The following is a 14,990-nucleotide window of genomic DNA, read 5'->3' on the forward strand; positions in this document are numbered from 1 at the left end:
TATTTTCTTAATTTTACCGGCTGAATATTTTGAATGAAAACCTACTTCCGCCTGCTATCTTTTGCCAAGCCGATCGAAAAATTTGCTATTCCATATATTATCGCCACTGTTTTTTCTGTTGTTTTCAACACGCTGAACCTGGCATTGCTGGTGCCTTTGCTCAACACATTTTTTTTAAACAAAGGCACAAAACCGATTACCGCCAAGCCAGCGCATTTTTTGTCCTTAGATACTTTTAATTATTACGCCCATCAGGCAAACGTACATTATGGCATCGACGGTGCTTTAAAGTTTGTTTGCGTGATGATTGTGGTTTCCGTTTTCCTAAGTAACATTTTTCGTTATCTGTCACAGCGGATCATGGAAAACCTGCGCATACATACTTTGCTAAATTTGCGAAAAGCGGTTTTTAACAATGTGATGGACCTGCATCTCGGCTATTTCAACAATGAACGGAAAGGCGATATCATTTCTAAAGTTGCTTCTGATGTGCAGGTTGTGCAATTTTCCGTCACCGGCACGTTGCAGGTTGTTTTTAAAGAACCGTTTCAACTGATCGCCTATATCGCTTACCTGTTTTTTGTGTCCTTACGGCTTACCTTTTTTGCTTTATTGGTGATTCCTGTTTCCGCTTTTATCATTTCAAAAATCGTAAAAAGCCTGAAACAGCAGGCAACAGCGTCGCAACAATCTTACGGCATAATGATCAGTTATTTGGACGAAGCGTTGTCCGGCATCAAGATTATCAAGGCTTTTAACGCGGCCGGTTTTATCAAAAACAAATTTGGCGAAGAGAACAACCGTTATTCCGATATTACACGTTCGATGGCGAGAAGGCAGCAATTGGCGTCGCCGGTTTCAGAGTTTCTGGGCGTTTCTATGGTTGCCGGGATTGTTTTGTATGGCGGTTCGCTCATCATTTCCAATAATTCCTCGCTGAGTGCCGCGGAGTTTATTTCTTATATCGCCGTTTTTTCACAAGTGATGCGGCCTGCAAAAGCGATTTCCGATGCTTTTAGCAACATACATTCGGGTATTTCGGCCGGCGAACGCGTGCTGGAACTGATCGATGAAAAACCAAAAATCAATGATGCGCCTGATGCTGTTTTTATCGATGCTTTTTCTGATTCGGTCCGTTTGGAAAATGTTTCTTTCGCTTACAACGAAAAAGAGGTGCTAAAAGAAGTATCGCTTACCATCCCAAAAGGAAAAAACATCGCATTGGTGGGTCCTTCCGGCGGCGGAAAATCAACTTTGATGGATTTGCTGCCAAGGTTTATCGAACCAAAAAGTGGTAAGATTTTGATCGATGGAAAAGACATCCAGCATATCCAAACTGATTCGCTGCGTGCTTTAATGGGTTTTGTGAACCAGGAATCCGTTTTATTTAACGATAGCATTTTCAACAATATCGCTTTTGGCAAACCAAACGCTACGCAAGCCGAAGTGGAAACCGCCGCTAAAATTGCCAATGCGCATGAATTTATCCTGAACACGGAAAACGGTTATCAAACCAATATCGGCGACCGCGGTTCCAAACTTTCCGGCGGACAAAAACAGCGCATCAGCATCGCACGCGCCGTTTTGAGTAATCCGCCGATTATGTTGCTGGACGAAGCGACTTCTGCGCTGGATACCGAATCCGAAAAATTAGTGCAAGACGCTTTAAACAACCTCACCAAAAACCGCACTTCGCTCATTATTGCGCACCGGCTCACGACTATTCAAAATGCAGATGAAATTGTGGTTTTAGACAATGGAAAAATTGCAGAACAAGGCAGCCATCAGCAATTGATGGCCAAAAACGGCATTTACAAAAGGTTGATTGATATGCAAACGTTTGTTGATTAAGCTACGCCTGTTTAAATTTATACAAAAAAGAATACCAATGCTTCTTTTACCCTATAAAAATTGGTGTTTGCATCAATTTAAACAAACAAAATACTTACCATTTTTTAGGTGATAAAAGAAGTATCTAAAAATAGATCAAGCAAATCTAAGCAAACCTTAAAAGTTTATTCTGGTTAGAATCGGACAAAGAGTTATAGCAAATGTTTGTTTCCACACAGTTGTTTATATAGTTGCAATAATCCTAAATTACAATGATAGAAGTATCTGTTATTATCCCAAATTATAATCATGCCCAGTTTTTAAGACAAAGGATAGATACTGTACTGAACCAAACTTTTCAAGATTTCGAGCTGATTATTTTAGATGATTGTTCTGCAGACAACAGCAAAGAGGTAATAGAACAATACGCCGAAAATCCAAAGATCAGTCATATTATATTTAATAGTGCAAATAGCGGAAGCCCTTTTTTGCAGTGGAAAAAAGGCATTGCCCTTGCCAAAGGAAAGTATGTTTGGATTGCCGAAAGTGATGATTGGTGCGAACCGTCGCTTTTAGAAACCCTTGTTGAAGGTATCAAAAAGGACGATCAATCTGTGATCAGTTATTGCCAGATGTCCTGTATCAACGAGCACAATGATATTATATGGCAGTCTAACCATCGTTGTTTGTCTGAAGTGATAGAAAGTAAAGCCTTTATCCAAGATTACCTGGCTGTAAAGGTGTCTATCTACAATGCAAGTATGGCTATTTTTAAAAGAGAAAAATTCAAGTATGTATCACCAGAATTTACAACATACAAATTTTCCGGCGATCGTCTTTTTTGGATTCAAATTGCAAGGCAAGGCAAAACTCATATCAGTGGAAAAGTGTTGAACTATTTCAGGAAACATGACAAAGATGTAAGTGGTAAGGCGTATAAAAGCGGGTTAAATTTTATAGAAGAACTGCAAATTATCAATTGGATGTACAGGGAAGAATTAATTGATGATGATATCTATAAAAGGGCATTTAAAAAGCAATATAAAGAATATTGGCTGGTAAGAAATTCTATTGACCGTAATAATAAAAATACAATCATTCCTCTGTTTGATCGCCCTCTTTCAAAACAAGCCAATACTATAAATTTTCTGCCTTCGGCAATTTGGAACGCCTACAAAAAGAAAGATAAACAGTAAAAAAACTTGTTATCATTTGTACCATAGTTAAACTCAAAAAAAGAAAAAATAATTGGGAATATACAGACACACCATCAACAACAGGTCTGTAATGTATCTCAATGGTTTTAATCAGGTTTAAACCTGATTAAAAGATAGATAAGTACTGGGTATAAAACCCATTTAACAATTTTATAACTGTTGGCACGATAGAACCGCGTTTTTTTGAAGCTGCCATCATCATTAAAACGCAGACCAATAGCGGTTATTCTAATGTAGGACAGGTTTTGAAATAACAGCCCAAATTGGTAAGATAACCGCAACAGCATTAAATAAAACACGATCAATAAATTTAAACCTGATTTTCTTTTTAACGATTGTATGATATTCGCTATAAATTCTATTATTAATAAACCGACGGTAAATAATAAAACTGACGCAACAGAAATTTTAGGTATTATAGCACTGATCAATAAAACTGTCAGTATTATAAATAAGATTTCGGCCGTATTTAAAAAGTCATAATAAGTATATGCCGGTTTTTTTTTGTAAAGCACACCGCTTCCCCTTCCATACCTAAATGATCTTTTAAAATCTGGCTTGCCCAAACCCCACCATGGATGTGTAACAGCTGCTTGCGGTAAACTAAGGTAGTTTTTAAACTGGTTTTGCTGCCGCACGGTTAAAAAGAAATCTATATCCTCAGCACCTCCATTTTTAGGAAAAATTTTGTCGAAGCGGATAAGGCCCATGGCGGCCCGGTTTACAATCATATTTGCAGTTGCCCCCCATGCAAAGGACGGTCTACGGGCAGCAACGCTAAAAATATCTATCGAACCACTGGCCTGAACCGCCTTATCAAAACTGTTTTCAGGCTCATTAAAGTTTACCAAACCTATAAAACCAATTTCAGTTGAGTGTTTAAGTATTGCATCGCGATAAACACTGAGCAGGTTAGGTTCAATTACAATGTCATCGTCTAAAAATAATATCCAGTCGCTTTTACCTGCGTTGATACCCGCATTACGAGTTGATGCTGCGCCAATGTTTTGTTCATTAACGATCAAAAAGATAACTTCATTATCAACTACGGATAGAATATTCGGAGGGATTGTAACATTTGGATTATCAATTACTAAATAAAACTTTACGACAGCGTTGTCGGGCACATTTAATTGAAGTATCGGCAATAAATATTGCTCATCAACACGATAAGAAGGAATAACAACATCAATACTTACAGAGATCAACAGTAATAAATTTTAAAAGATGAATTTGTATTATTTTATAACGATCACGGAAACTAAATAATATTTTTGGATAATGAAGCTAAATCTAAGTTTTTCTGGCTTAACAGGTATAAAACCATAAGCTGCTACTTTATACCGCCATAATCATATCGCGGCTGTTTTTTAAACTTCTTGATAACCGCTGCTACAGTAAGTAAGCTTCTCTGCTATTGTCCGGCGATAGATCAACTCGTTAGGTAAAAAGTTTTCGCGATGATGTATTGGATGAAAGATATGGTAACTGATGGCGGCCATTTTTAAGCGTTTTTTCAGGATACCAGCGTTTATTAGTCGGGCGGCAAACTCGTAATCTTCCCAGCCCCAGCCTTCAAAATCATTATAATAACCATTCACCCGGATATAATCATCACGCCAGAAAGCCAGGTTACATGCTTTTATATTCCATGAACTTTGCGGATCAGGATTGAAGAATACAGACAATAAAGGTAATCGGATAGCATTAAACCTGCCTGATAAGCCTTTAGACAGCGAATGAAAGTTGATTTGTCCGGTTTTTAATATCTCTTGGGTTTTGGCCTCGGTAAGCATCGCACGGCTGCCTTGTACAAAATATCCATTGCGTGCCGCTTGTTCATGATCAGAAATAAATTTACGATTTACAATAATATCACCATCAATCTCAATGATATAATCTGCTTCTGCTAATTTAACAGCTTTGTTCAATATCAGGCATTTTCTAAACCCTTTGTCCTCCTGCCAGGCATGTTTTAACGGAACAGGAAACAAACTTCGATAATGATCTATCAATGCTTTGGTGTCTGCCCCGGAGCCATCGTCGGCAATTAGTATTTCATCAGGCAAACGGGTTTGTTTTAATAAACTCTGCAGTACCAACCCTAAGGCTTCGGGCCAGTTGTAGGTAGAAATCAGTATTGCTATCGTTAACTTGTCCACGTTCATCTAAATAGGGCCTGTTTAAATTTTGTCCAATTTATTTCCATGCTTCTTTTATCACACAAAAAATAGCAACATGTGGTTTTTGGTTTATTTAAATTGATGCAAACACCAATTTTTGTACGATAAAAGAAGCATTGCCAGTTTTACTTGTATAAATTTGAACAGGCTACTAAAATGCCATTCTATATATTTCCAAACATCCAATAACCACTACTGGCCTACAACCCATTTCATCTTAGTTTTACCGATACCTACCGTCAAAAAGAAGCTTAGTAAATAAACTATTACAAATCGTACAAGTGTTAAAATAATATTGCTGCTTGCATTAAGCAGGGTTGGGTTTATTTTTAAAGGTGTAAAAATTAACGGCAGTACATTGACAATCAATACCTGGTGAATTAAGTATATCCCAAAAGTTGTGTGCCTTGGGTTTAATTTGTTTTGGATAAAATCTATACCTCCTATTTTTAACAAAGCAGCAAACATGCTTAAAGAATAAAGAATATTTGTAAACTTTAATGTATCAAATGAATCTCCTGAACCTAACCGATTTAAGTAAATTCCTTCTACTACGCTTAGAATAAAAAATATTATGTTTATCAGGATCAGCTTGTTCCAAGTTGTTTTATTGATAAAGGCTATTGCTTTTTGAAAATGTTTATTCAGCATTACACCCAACCATAGATAAAATACAAATCCGAACAAAGCAGTAGAATGCTCTGTAGGAACCCAATTTCCATATAAATTTACACTATAAAAAACAGACAACATTCCTAAAAATATGCCAAACCAAATATTGTACAGATACTTCCTAAAAATCAGGAGCAATGCAATGCAAATCAAAAAGTTGGGTATAAACCAATAAGATGTATAAAATAAAATGTGCCCTGTTTCCTCAATCAGATACTTGGGCAAATTATCAGAAGCATCACTGCTGCCAAAGCGTAAAGAAATAATTACCTGGCCAATTATATCTAAAACAAAAAACACACCAACCCAAAATAACCAGGGTTTAACGGTGTTTTTAAACCTGTTTTTTAAATATTGTACGGCAGTGTATTCATTAAATTTATGATTGATCAAAAACCCGCCGATTAAAAAAAACGCAATAGTGGAAAATTTTAAAACCTGCATTACCGCTGTTTCAATTATCGTTTCCGAAAAGCTTGTATATTTTACGCCCCAAAAAACAGAACAGTGTAAAAACACAATGCCAATCATTGAAATACAACGGATCGTATCAACAAAACTATAGTTTATACTCCCGGAAGGCTTTTTAGCATGAACAGATTGATCCATATTTTTTAACTAAACCATTTACAATGCTATAATATATATTCTAACTATGAGAGCCTGTTCAAATTTCATTCAATTTTTTTATATGCTTCTTTTATCACCTGAAAACCCAAACCCTTATCTTTGCCGGTGCTAAAATAATAAAAATGCAGGTTTCCAAACTCGCTCAAAGCCTTCACGGTTCTGAGATTATCAAAATTGCCGGCGAAATCAATGAACTGAAAAAGAAAGGCGAGCAGATTGCCAACTTGACTATTGGCGATTTTGACCCCAATATTTTCCCAATCCCGGATGGTTTGAAGGAACTCATCGTTTCGGCTTATCATCAAAACCAAACCAATTATCCGCCTGCCGATGGTGTTTTGGCTTTGCGGGAAAGTGTTTCCGGTTTTCTGAAATCACGCTTAGGTTTAGATTACGGCACAAACGAAATCATTATTTCCGGCGGTTCGCGGCCACTCATTTACGCTATTTTTCTAACGTTGGTTGATGAAGGTGATAAAGTTATTTTCCCAGCCCCGTCCTGGAACAATAACCATTATTGCGATTTGCTGGAAGCTGATGCCATCATCGTTCCAACCAAACCCGAAAATAATTTTATGCCAACGGCAAAGGAGATTCGTCCGCACGTAAAAGGTGCCGCGATGTTATCGCTTTGTTCTCCCTTAAACCCAACCGGAACCATGTTTTCCAAGGAAGCTTTGGAACAAATCTGCGATTTAGTGATTGAGGAAAACAAAACCCGCGGCGAAGATGAAAAACCGTTGTACATTTTGTACGATCAGATTTATTCGCAGTTGACCTTTGGCGGCCATGAACATTTTAACCCGGTTTCTTTGCGCCCGGAACTGAAAGATTACGTGGTTTTTGTGGATGGTGGTTCCAAATGTTTTGCGGCAACCGGTGTGCGTGTTGGCTGGGGGTTTGGCCCGGCAGCCATCATCAATTACATGAAAGCCGTGATTGGCCACATGGGTGCGTGGTCTCCCAAAGCAGAGCAGGTGGCCATGGCACAATACTTAAAAACGGATGATGTAAACGTTTACCTCGGCAATTTTAAACAGCGCATGAAAACTTCGCTGGATACGTTGTACAAAGGTTTTATCAGCCTGAAAGAAAAAGGTTTTGCCGTAGATGCGATTGAACCGATGGGTGCCATTTACCTCACCTTAAAGGTAGATTATGCCGGTAAAACCACGCCCGAAGGCAAATTATTAGAAACTTCCGCGGACATCAATTTTTACCTCATAAAAGAAGCAAAGGTTGCTTTGGTGCCGTTTTCCGCTTTTGGTACAGATGATAAAGTAAACTGGTTCCGGGCTTCGCTGGGCGCAAGTACGGCACAGGAAATTGAGGGCATGATCCCTAAAATTGAAGCGGCACTTGTTAAATTAAAATAGTCTTCAATTTCTTTTTGTCATCTCGACCAAAGGGAAAAATCCCGCAGCATTCGATGAAGATTTCTCCATTCGGCCGAAATGATGGTACACCAAAATTTACCCGATAAAAGAAGCATTTAGCTCCGCCCAAACCAGCAACCGGTCAAGCCGCTTTACTAATATGTTTTACCAAACTGCGCTTGGCAACCGGCAGCAGTGTTTGTTCCAGCGGGAAATTAATATCGCAGGCAACTTGGTAAACGGCAGGGTTTGGCAGCTGTTTCCGGCTGCTGATCAGGTCTGTTTTGATAGATTCCGGTGTGTGCACAAAACTCAGGCTGTAATTGGCAATATAAGAAGTGTTGATGCCACGGAATTTATCATCTTTTCCCTCAAAAACCGTGATGCCATATTCGTAAACATGCAGGGCTTTTTCATCGCCGTTGCGGATGAACAAATAACCAAAATCCGGCACAAGCGGCAAAACGCCAATAGGGTCAATCAGCAAACGCGTTTCCACAAAATCATAAATTTCTTTGCCTTGCTGCAACGCCGGGTTCATTTTTTCCAACGAAAACGTGATAATCTGCTCAATTTCCTGCATCACGCAATCATCTTTCACTATTTTTTCATACGTTAATTTCAGCGCATCAAAATCAGCTTTTGTCAGCCGCTGCGGAAAATTTTGCTGCATCAGCACTTTGGTGTTTTTAAAATGGAGCAGGTTGTTGTAATGAAAAATCAGGTCGCCCAGGTCCGGATATAGCTGGCTGCTGCGGAAATGTTTGTTGATGTTTTGCAGATAAGCCAGCAATACATACTTTTTATGTTCAAAATCGATCGAACCTTCTATAAACCAATTGATACCTAACGCTTTCATTTGTTGCCCCTTTCAAAATTGAATTTAAATAAAAAATCACACTTTTGTAATGATGACCAAAGGAACCTTGTTTTTAATTCCCGTGCCGCTTGCCGAGGAAACCGGCCTGAAAGCTTTTACGCCTTTTTTGCGCGAAAAGATTAACCAGATCAGCGAATATATTGTGGAGAACGAAAAAACCGCCCGAAAATTTTTAAAAGAAGCCGGTTTAAAAACATCGCAGGCAGATTTAACACTGCACGATTATGGCAAACACCAGCGCGGCGGCAGTTTATCGTATTTTTTTGGCGGGCTGGAAGCCGGAAAAGATGTTGGTTTGATGAGCGAAGCCGGCTGCCCCGGTGTTGCCGATCCCGGTGCGGATTTGGTGGCCGAAGCACATCGCCGCGGCATAAAAGTAGTGCCGCTGGTTGGGCCGAGTGCTATTTTGCTGGCATTGATGGCTTCAGGTTTTGATGGGCAGCGGTTTGCTTTCCACGGTTATCTGCCGATCGATAAAGCCGAACGTTCGCGCAAAATCAAAGAATTGGAATCGCTTTCAGAACGCTATCAGCAAACGCAGATTTTTATGGAAACGCCTTTCCGCAACAATCAGCTTTTGGAAGAAGTGCTGAAAAGCGGACATTTAAAAACGATGTTGTGCATCGCCTGCAACATTACCGCTGAAGATGAAATGATCGCCACCAAAACCATTGCCGATTGGAAAAAGCAGGAACCTGATCTGCACAAAAAGCCAACAATTTTTCTGCTGTACCGTTCCTGATAAATGCTTGCTCCAGAAGGCCATTTTCCGGTTTTGATTGTTGGCGCCGGGCCTTCCGGGCTGATGATGGCCGCGCAACTGTTGCGTTATGGCGTGCAGCCGCTGATCATCGACCGTAAAAAAGGGCCAACAGATCAATCCCGTGCGCTGGCCGTGCAGGCCCGATCTATGGAGATTTACCGGCAAATGGGTTTGGCCGACAGGGCTTTGCAGGAAGGTATCCAGGCAGAAAGTGTTTCTATCCAAAACGATGAAAAAGAACTTGTAAAACTTTCCTTAAAAAACCTCGGTAAAAACAGTACGCTTTTTCCGTTTGTGCATCTTTTAGAGCAAAGCAAAAACGAGCGTTTGCTGCTGGGTTTCCTCACCCAAAAATGTTGCCCGGTTTACTGGGACACTGCTTTGGAGGAAGTAATCCAGGAAGAAAATCAAATCAAAGCACACCTAAAAAGTACCGGTAAAAACAGCATCGTTTCTGCCAATTGGCTGATTGGGGCAGATGGCGCGCACAGTGCGGTAAGGCAGTTTTTGCAAATTGATTTTAAAGGAGATGCGTATGCCAATAAGTTTATGCTGGCCGATGTGGAATTTGAACAGGTTTTTGCAGAGCATCAAATAGTGTTAAAACTGGGCAATGCTTCTTTTACCGGTATTTTTCCGATGAAAGGAAACCGTTTTCGGGTGATTGCCACGTTGCCATCTGATTTAAAAAATCGACAGAATATTGATTTTGAGGAAGTTGAAGCTGATTTTGCGAAAATGCTCCCGCAAAACCTCTGTATAAAAAATTGCAATGCGTTTTCGGTTTACAAGCTGCACCATCGCATGGCCGAAAAATTCAGGTATAAAAACAGCTTTTTAATTGGTGATGCGGCGCATATCCACTCGCCGGCCGGAGGGCAGGGCATGAACACCGGTTTGCAGGATGCGTATAACCTGGCCTGGAAGCTGGCAGGCGTGATCAATCAAAATTATCAGCCTCAGATTTTAGAAAGTTATGCGGAAGAACGGATGCCTGTTGCTCGGAAACTGCTGCGGACGACTGATCGGGCTTTTAATTTTATCAACTCCAAAAACCTGGTCAGCCGGGTTCTTAAACAGCTGATTTTACCGCCCTTTTTGCGTTTTTTCCGGAAGCAGGAAAACTTGCGGGAATTTGGTTTTGAAACGATTTCAGAGATCGGGATCAGTTATCGCGATAGCAAACTCAACCTCAACTTTAGCCAAACCAAAACTGTTAAAGCGGGCGACCGGCTGCCTTATGTAAAAGTTTTTGATGAAAAAAAGCAGCAGGAAACCGATTTGCACGCTTGGTGCTTTAAACCGGGTTTTACGTTTATGGCTTTGGGGAAATTGGGCGGACATGATTTGTTTGCTCTGGCGAGGTGGATCAGCCTGAACTATCCGCAGCTGAACTTTTTTTACCTACCGTTTTCTGCCAGGAACAAGGCCGTTTTTGATTGTTTTGAAATGAGCGAAAATCAGCGGAAAGCCATTATTGTGCGGCCGGACATGTACATTGGCTACTTAAACGATGCGGTACATGTGGAGTTAATTGCAGATTATCTGGAAAAAATTGCAGGTTTTGCCGGCACAACAAAAAAGCAGGGTAAAAGAAGCATTGGTTAGCCGTGTATCGTTTCGCTTCTGCCATAATTTTGCACCACCTGCGCTTCGTATTCCAGGAAAGTTTTCCAGCGGTTTTCTACATCTATGGTAACCGCGTATTTTTTGGCCAAGCGGATGAACATCGAATAATGCATGGCTTCGCTCACCATTAATTTGTGATAAAAAGCAGCAAGTTCCGGATCGTTGATATGATCTGACATTACTTTAAAACGCTCACAACTGCGCGCTTCAATCATCGCCGAAAACAACAAACGGTCAATCAGTTGCGCTTCGCGGCCGCCGCCTTTGATAATGAATCTGGCCAGTTCGTTTACATAATTATCTTTTCGTTCGCGGCCTAAAACAAAACCGCGCTGCAAAATCAAATCGTGCACACGCTTAAAATGATCGAGTTCTTCCTGCGCCAGCATCACCATTTCCTGCACCAAATCTGATAAGTTTGGGTTTTGCACGATCAGTGTAATCGCGTTGCTTGCCGCTTTCTGCTCACAAAACGCATGATCGGTCAAAATTTCTTCGATATTGCTTTGCACTACGTTGGTAACCCATTGCGGGTCGGTAGGAAGTTGTAGCTTTAAGATGGTTTTTTCGCTCACAAAGCAAAGATAGTGAAATAGAAGAAGGGTTTATGGTTCATAGTGAAGCTACCTATGAACTATCAACCATTATCTATTAACTCTCGGCTCCTTAATCCTCATCGTTTAAAGCCGGGTTATTGGCCAAAAGCCGGGCTTGATGATGGATGGTCAGGATTTCAATTTGTTTATGGTCTGACGAAATATTGTAAATTATCCGGTAATTCTTATAAACTAATTCTCTTGTTAATTCATCCTCTTTTTCATAAAACCGATGTCCTAAATACAAGTTTAATTTGAGAACTTTAATTTTCTGCCGTATTTCGTTTACTTCCTTTTGGGCAAAGCGTAAGGAATTTTTGCCAATGAAATCAAATATTTCCTGTAAATCAATTCTGGCTATTTTTGAATAAATTATTGTTGTAGCCATGAATCTATTTCTCTGTCTATTTCTTCTTCTGTGTAAAACTCGCCGTTTTTAATCTGTTGCTGTGCCTGTTCAATTTTTTGCAGCAAAATCACTTTTTCTACCAAATCATCAATAGAAAACGTTTCTGGCATGTGGTTTACCAGTTCCTGTACTTTTTCTTTAGTCAGCATAAATTCTTCTTTTGATAAAGATAACGAAATTAGCGGTACAAGTTTTTGCTGTCAATAAAACCTTAACAATTTAAGTTGTAGGAAGCGATCTGGAATGGTGATGAATAGTAAGCACTTCTATCAAATGCTCGGTTTTAAAACGATAAATAATCAAGTAATTTCTGAAACTTAATTTTTTAACTTCTATATATTTATAAGTAAAAGAAGTACCCAAATCAGGATAATTATACAGATTTTCAATAGCTTGAATAATCAACTGCTGTTCAATCCGAGCATATTTAACAGAATCTTTTGCAATGTATTGGTAAATATCTTTCAGATCAGCTTTTGCAGTCGGAAGAATTTGAATAGTTAACTTTCGCTTAGCCATTCTTTTTTAAAGTCTTCCCAATTCTGGCCTAAATTATTTTCAGATTCATTTAGTGCCTGATCGATTTTAGCAGTAAGCTTTATTTGATCAACTATTTCATCAACCTCAATCTCATTAGGCATTTGATGTAACAAATCAAGTATTTTTTCTTTTGCAATCAGCATGAAATTTTCTTTCAATAAAGATAACGAAATTAGCGGTACAAGTTTTTGCTGTCGATAAATTCAAGCACCTTATCCGGCAAAAAATACTGCACGTTTTTATTTTGGGCGATAGATTTTCGGATAAAAGTAGAAGAAATCTCGATCAGCGGCGTATCCGTAACCGTTACCGAAAAATGTGTGCTAAAAACAGTATCTTCAAATCCCGGCCGCGGATAAACGTAAATGTGATAATCGCGCAGCAAAATTTCATGGTTTTTCCATTTATGCAGCGAGTTCAGGTTGTCCGAACCCATAATCAGCACAAACTGATGCTGCGGAAAAATTTCGTGCAAATGCGTTAACGTATCAATGGTATAAGAAGGGCGCGGCAATTTGAGTTCGATATCGCTCACTTCAATTTTGTCGGAAGTTTCGGTGGCGAGCTTGGCCATTTCCAGCCGGTCATAAGTATTAATTAAGTCTGAAGCTTTTTTGAGCGGATTATGCGGCGAAACCACCAGCCATATTTTATCCAGATCGGTATAGTGCGCCATATAGCTTGCAATGAGCAGGTGGCCGGTATGGATAGGGTTGAACGAACCAAAAAACAAACCGATTTTCATGCAGATGCTGTTTTTATCACCTAAAATTTGGGATTGATAAACCCGGAAACCAGTGTTTTTGCTTCTTCACAGGCAACATCCAGATCATAATTTTTTAAAATTACGTCAAACTGCGGTGCATAAGCCAATTCCTTTTCTGCTTTGGCATAGCGTTCCTGCAGCTTTGCTTCACTATCGGTCCCGCGGCCACTCAAACGGTCAATCAAAACTTCCAAAGATGGCGGCTGCACAAAAATAGCCAGTGCTTTTCCGTCATATTTTCTTTTTAAATGCAAACCACCAACCACATCAATATCAAAAATTACGTGTTTGCCATCAGCCCAGATCCGATCGATTTCTGCCCGTAACGTGCCGTAAAATGTGCCCGAATAAACTTCCTCAAACTCTACAAATTCTTTTTGGGCAATGCGGTGCAAAAACTCTTTCTGGGAGATAAAATAGTAATCTTTGCCATCCTGTTCATCGCCGCGCGGTTCGCGGGTTGTGGCCGAAATAGAAAACGCCAGATCCGGAAATTTACTCAGTAAATGATGCACAATTGTGGTTTTGCCAGCTCCCGAAGGTGCAGAAAATATGATGAGTTTGCCCGATTGGTCCATAATTGTAAGCTGATGGCTAATGGCTGATAGCTTTCAGCTACAGCACATTCAGCAGTTGTTCTTTAATTTTTTCCAGTTCTTCTTTCATACCAACCACAAATTTCTGGATAGCGGCATTATTGGCTTTAGAACCCAGCGTGTTTACCTCGCGGCCAATTTCCTGTGCAATAAAACCCAGCTTTTTACCATTGGCATCGGCACTTTTTAAGGTTTCCAAAAAGTAATCACAATGCGTTTTTAAGCGGATTTTTTCTTCCGTAATATCCAGTTTATCAATGTAATAGATCAATTCCTGTTCAAAACGGTTTTGGTCGATGTTATCTTTGCCAACTGCTTCGGCCAAAAAATTATTCAAGCGGTCTTTTATGGTAATGATCCTGGCCGGTTCTTCTGCAACTACTTTTTCCAGGTTTTGCAGGATGATGCCGATGCGCAGTTTCAAATCGTTTTCCAGTACGTTCCCTTCATCCAACCGAAACTGCTGGAAAGCTTCAATGGTTTTTTTAACCAGTTGCGACACGGTTTTCCACTCATCTTCGGATGCTTTTTCTTCCTGATATTTCATCACATCGGGCAAACCCAAAGCCAGCTGCAAAAGGTTATTTGTAGATTGATTGGTTTTTTCTGATACTTCTTTTAGCTGCTCTAAATATTGCTGCAACAAATCAATATCAATGCCCAAAGCGGCGGTTTTGGCTTCATTTTGTTCGATGTTAATGCTGAGGTTTACCTTGCCGCGCTCGATGGTCCGGCTGCATTCGTTGCGCAGTTCAAACTCTTTATCAGCAAAAACACGCGGGATTTTTACAGACAGCTCCAGGAATTTGCTGTTGAGGGATTTGATTTCAACGGTGTATTTTACGTTGCCCAGATCCTGGCTGATCAAGCCAAAACCAGTCATGGATTTAATCATCTGCAAAG

17 protein-coding genes are annotated in these 14,990 nt (G+C 39.8%); 5 read left to right on the plus strand and 12 right to left on the minus strand.

Annotation, left to right across the window (positions count from 1 at the left end):
- Positions 1 to 33: 33 nt before the first annotated feature.
- Positions 34 to 1,851: an ABC transporter ATP-binding protein gene (locus ACOFKR_RS02255; RefSeq protein ID WP_419802410.1), complete on the plus strand. Its 1,818-nt coding sequence runs from the start codon at positions 34 to 36 to the stop codon at positions 1,849 to 1,851.
- Positions 1,852 to 2,102: 251 nt separating this feature from the next.
- On the plus strand, positions 2,103 to 3,026 hold the full coding sequence (locus ACOFKR_RS02260; protein WP_419802411.1) for a glycosyltransferase family 2 protein: 924 nt from the start codon (positions 2,103 to 2,105) through the stop codon (positions 3,024 to 3,026).
- 107 nt (positions 3,027 to 3,133) lie between these two features.
- On the opposite strand, the gene ACOFKR_RS02265 is transcribed toward ACOFKR_RS02260, so the two are convergent.
- The 3 genes from ACOFKR_RS02265 to ACOFKR_RS02275 form a co-directional block, all read right to left on the minus strand.
- Entirely contained in the window at positions 3,134 to 4,255 is a 1,122-nt protein-coding gene (locus ACOFKR_RS02265) for a glycosyltransferase family 2 protein (protein ID WP_419802412.1), read from the minus strand.
- Between the two features lie 162 nt (positions 4,256 to 4,417).
- Complete coding sequence (locus ACOFKR_RS02270; RefSeq protein WP_419802413.1) at positions 4,418 to 5,215, minus strand: glycosyltransferase family 2 protein; 798 nt, start codon at positions 5,213 to 5,215, stop codon at positions 4,418 to 4,420.
- A 207-nt stretch (positions 5,216 to 5,422) separates the two neighbouring features.
- A complete protein-coding gene (locus tag ACOFKR_RS02275; RefSeq protein WP_419802414.1) occupies positions 5,423 to 6,511 on the minus strand; it encodes an acyltransferase family protein in 1,089 nt (362 codons plus the stop codon).
- Positions 6,512 to 6,654: 143 nt separating this feature from the next.
- On the opposite strand from ACOFKR_RS02275, the gene ACOFKR_RS02280 reads away from it, so the two are divergent.
- On the plus strand, positions 6,655 to 7,908 hold the full coding sequence (locus ACOFKR_RS02280; RefSeq protein ID WP_419802415.1) for a pyridoxal phosphate-dependent aminotransferase: 1,254 nt from the start codon (positions 6,655 to 6,657) through the stop codon (positions 7,906 to 7,908).
- A 142-nt stretch (positions 7,909 to 8,050) separates the two neighbouring features.
- On the opposite strand, the gene ACOFKR_RS02285 is transcribed toward ACOFKR_RS02280, so the two are convergent.
- Positions 8,051 to 8,767: a hypothetical protein gene (locus ACOFKR_RS02285; RefSeq protein ID WP_419802416.1), complete on the minus strand. Its 717-nt coding sequence runs from the start codon at positions 8,765 to 8,767 to the stop codon at positions 8,051 to 8,053.
- Between the two features lie 52 nt (positions 8,768 to 8,819).
- On the opposite strand from ACOFKR_RS02285, the gene ACOFKR_RS02290 reads away from it, so the two are divergent.
- Together ACOFKR_RS02290 and ACOFKR_RS02295 are read left to right on the plus strand one after the other, a co-directional pair.
- The gene (locus tag ACOFKR_RS02290; RefSeq protein ID WP_419803605.1) at positions 8,820 to 9,530 is read left to right on the plus strand and encodes an SAM-dependent methyltransferase; all 711 of its coding nucleotides are present in this window, start codon (positions 8,820 to 8,822) and stop codon (positions 9,528 to 9,530) included.
- A 3-nt stretch (positions 9,531 to 9,533) separates the two neighbouring features.
- Entirely contained in the window at positions 9,534 to 11,159 is a 1,626-nt protein-coding gene (locus tag ACOFKR_RS02295) for an FAD-dependent oxidoreductase (protein ID WP_419802417.1), read from the plus strand.
- Here ACOFKR_RS02295 and ACOFKR_RS02300 read toward each other — a convergent pair.
- The 8 genes from ACOFKR_RS02300 to ACOFKR_RS02335 all read right to left on the minus strand — a co-directional run bounded on the left by ACOFKR_RS02300 (position 11,156) and on the right by ACOFKR_RS02335 (position 14,982).
- Positions 11,156 to 11,755, minus strand: coding sequence for a tRNA-(ms[2]io[6]A)-hydroxylase (locus ACOFKR_RS02300; RefSeq protein WP_419802418.1), 600 nt, complete (start codon positions 11,753 to 11,755; stop codon positions 11,156 to 11,158). The two genes, ACOFKR_RS02295 and ACOFKR_RS02300, sit on opposite strands and share 4 nt — an antisense overlap.
- A 91-nt stretch (positions 11,756 to 11,846) precedes the next feature.
- Entirely contained in the window at positions 11,847 to 12,164 is a 318-nt protein-coding gene (locus tag ACOFKR_RS02305; RefSeq protein ID WP_419802419.1) for a type II toxin-antitoxin system RelE/ParE family toxin, read from the minus strand.
- Positions 12,149 to 12,334, minus strand: a complete 186-nt coding sequence (locus ACOFKR_RS02310) for a hypothetical protein (RefSeq protein ID WP_419802420.1) — start codon at positions 12,332 to 12,334, stop codon at positions 12,149 to 12,151. Before ACOFKR_RS02310 ends, ACOFKR_RS02305 begins: the two co-directional genes overlap by 16 nt.
- Positions 12,335 to 12,404: 70 nt before the next feature.
- Positions 12,405 to 12,704, minus strand: coding sequence for a type II toxin-antitoxin system RelE/ParE family toxin (locus ACOFKR_RS02315; protein ID WP_419802421.1), 300 nt, complete (start codon positions 12,702 to 12,704; stop codon positions 12,405 to 12,407).
- Positions 12,686 to 12,883, minus strand: a complete 198-nt coding sequence (locus ACOFKR_RS02320) for a hypothetical protein (RefSeq protein WP_419802422.1) — start codon at positions 12,881 to 12,883, stop codon at positions 12,686 to 12,688. Before ACOFKR_RS02320 ends, ACOFKR_RS02315 begins: the two co-directional genes overlap by 19 nt.
- A gap of 14 nt (positions 12,884 to 12,897) precedes the next feature.
- Positions 12,898 to 13,470 carry a nicotinate (nicotinamide) nucleotide adenylyltransferase gene (gene nadD, locus ACOFKR_RS02325; protein WP_419802423.1) on the minus strand — a complete coding sequence of 191 codons (573 nt, stop codon included), beginning with the start codon at positions 13,468 to 13,470 and terminating at the stop codon, positions 12,898 to 12,900.
- 20 nt (positions 13,471 to 13,490) lie between these two features.
- Complete coding sequence (gmk, locus tag ACOFKR_RS02330; protein ID WP_419802424.1) at positions 13,491 to 14,069, minus strand: guanylate kinase; 579 nt, start codon at positions 14,067 to 14,069, stop codon at positions 13,491 to 13,493.
- Positions 14,070 to 14,106: 37 nt separating this feature from the next.
- Positions 14,107 to 14,982, minus strand: coding sequence for a YicC/YloC family endoribonuclease (locus ACOFKR_RS02335; RefSeq protein WP_419802425.1), 876 nt, complete (start codon positions 14,980 to 14,982; stop codon positions 14,107 to 14,109).
- Positions 14,983 to 14,990: the final 8 nt, after the last annotated feature.

It is taken from the genome of Mucilaginibacter sp. (assembly GCF_965201005.1).
GTDB lineage: Bacteria > Bacteroidota > Bacteroidia > Sphingobacteriales > Sphingobacteriaceae > Mucilaginibacter_A.

Excerpts from the sequence above, each read along its gene's own strand:
- gmk (WP_419802424.1), bottom strand. The coding sequence starts at position 14,069 with ATGGACCAATCGGGCAAACTCATCATATTTTCTGCACCTTCGGGAGCT.
- ACOFKR_RS02255 (WP_419802410.1), top strand. The coding sequence starts at position 34 with ATGAAAACCTACTTCCGCCTGCTATCTTTTGCCAAGCCGATCGAAAAA.
- ACOFKR_RS02285 (WP_419802416.1), bottom strand. The coding sequence starts at position 8,767 with ATGAAAGCGTTAGGTATCAATTGGTTTATAGAAGGTTCGATCGATTTT.
- ACOFKR_RS02310 (WP_419802420.1), bottom strand. The coding sequence starts at position 12,334 with ATGCTGACTAAAGAAAAAGTACAGGAACTGGTAAACCACATGCCAGAA.
- ACOFKR_RS02260 (WP_419802411.1), top strand. The coding sequence starts at position 2,103 with ATGATAGAAGTATCTGTTATTATCCCAAATTATAATCATGCCCAGTTT.
- ACOFKR_RS02315 (WP_419802421.1), bottom strand. The coding sequence starts at position 12,704 with ATGGCTAAGCGAAAGTTAACTATTCAAATTCTTCCGACTGCAAAAGCT.
- ACOFKR_RS02295 (WP_419802417.1), top strand. The coding sequence starts at position 9,534 with ATGCTTGCTCCAGAAGGCCATTTTCCGGTTTTGATTGTTGGCGCCGGG.
- ACOFKR_RS02275 (WP_419802414.1), bottom strand. The coding sequence starts at position 6,511 with ATGGATCAATCTGTTCATGCTAAAAAGCCTTCCGGGAGTATAAACTAT.
- ACOFKR_RS02270 (WP_419802413.1), bottom strand. The coding sequence starts at position 5,215 with ATGAACGTGGACAAGTTAACGATAGCAATACTGATTTCTACCTACAAC.
- nadD (WP_419802423.1), bottom strand. The coding sequence starts at position 13,470 with ATGAAAATCGGTTTGTTTTTTGGTTCGTTCAACCCTATCCATACCGGC.
- ACOFKR_RS02335 (WP_419802425.1), bottom strand. The coding sequence starts at position 14,982 with ATGATTAAATCCATGACTGGTTTTGGCTTGATCAGCCAGGATCTGGGC.
- ACOFKR_RS02305 (WP_419802419.1), bottom strand. The coding sequence starts at position 12,164 with ATGGCTACAACAATAATTTATTCAAAAATAGCCAGAATTGATTTACAG.
- ACOFKR_RS02280 (WP_419802415.1), top strand. The coding sequence starts at position 6,655 with ATGCAGGTTTCCAAACTCGCTCAAAGCCTTCACGGTTCTGAGATTATC.
- ACOFKR_RS02290 (WP_419803605.1), top strand. The coding sequence starts at position 8,820 with ATGACCAAAGGAACCTTGTTTTTAATTCCCGTGCCGCTTGCCGAGGAA.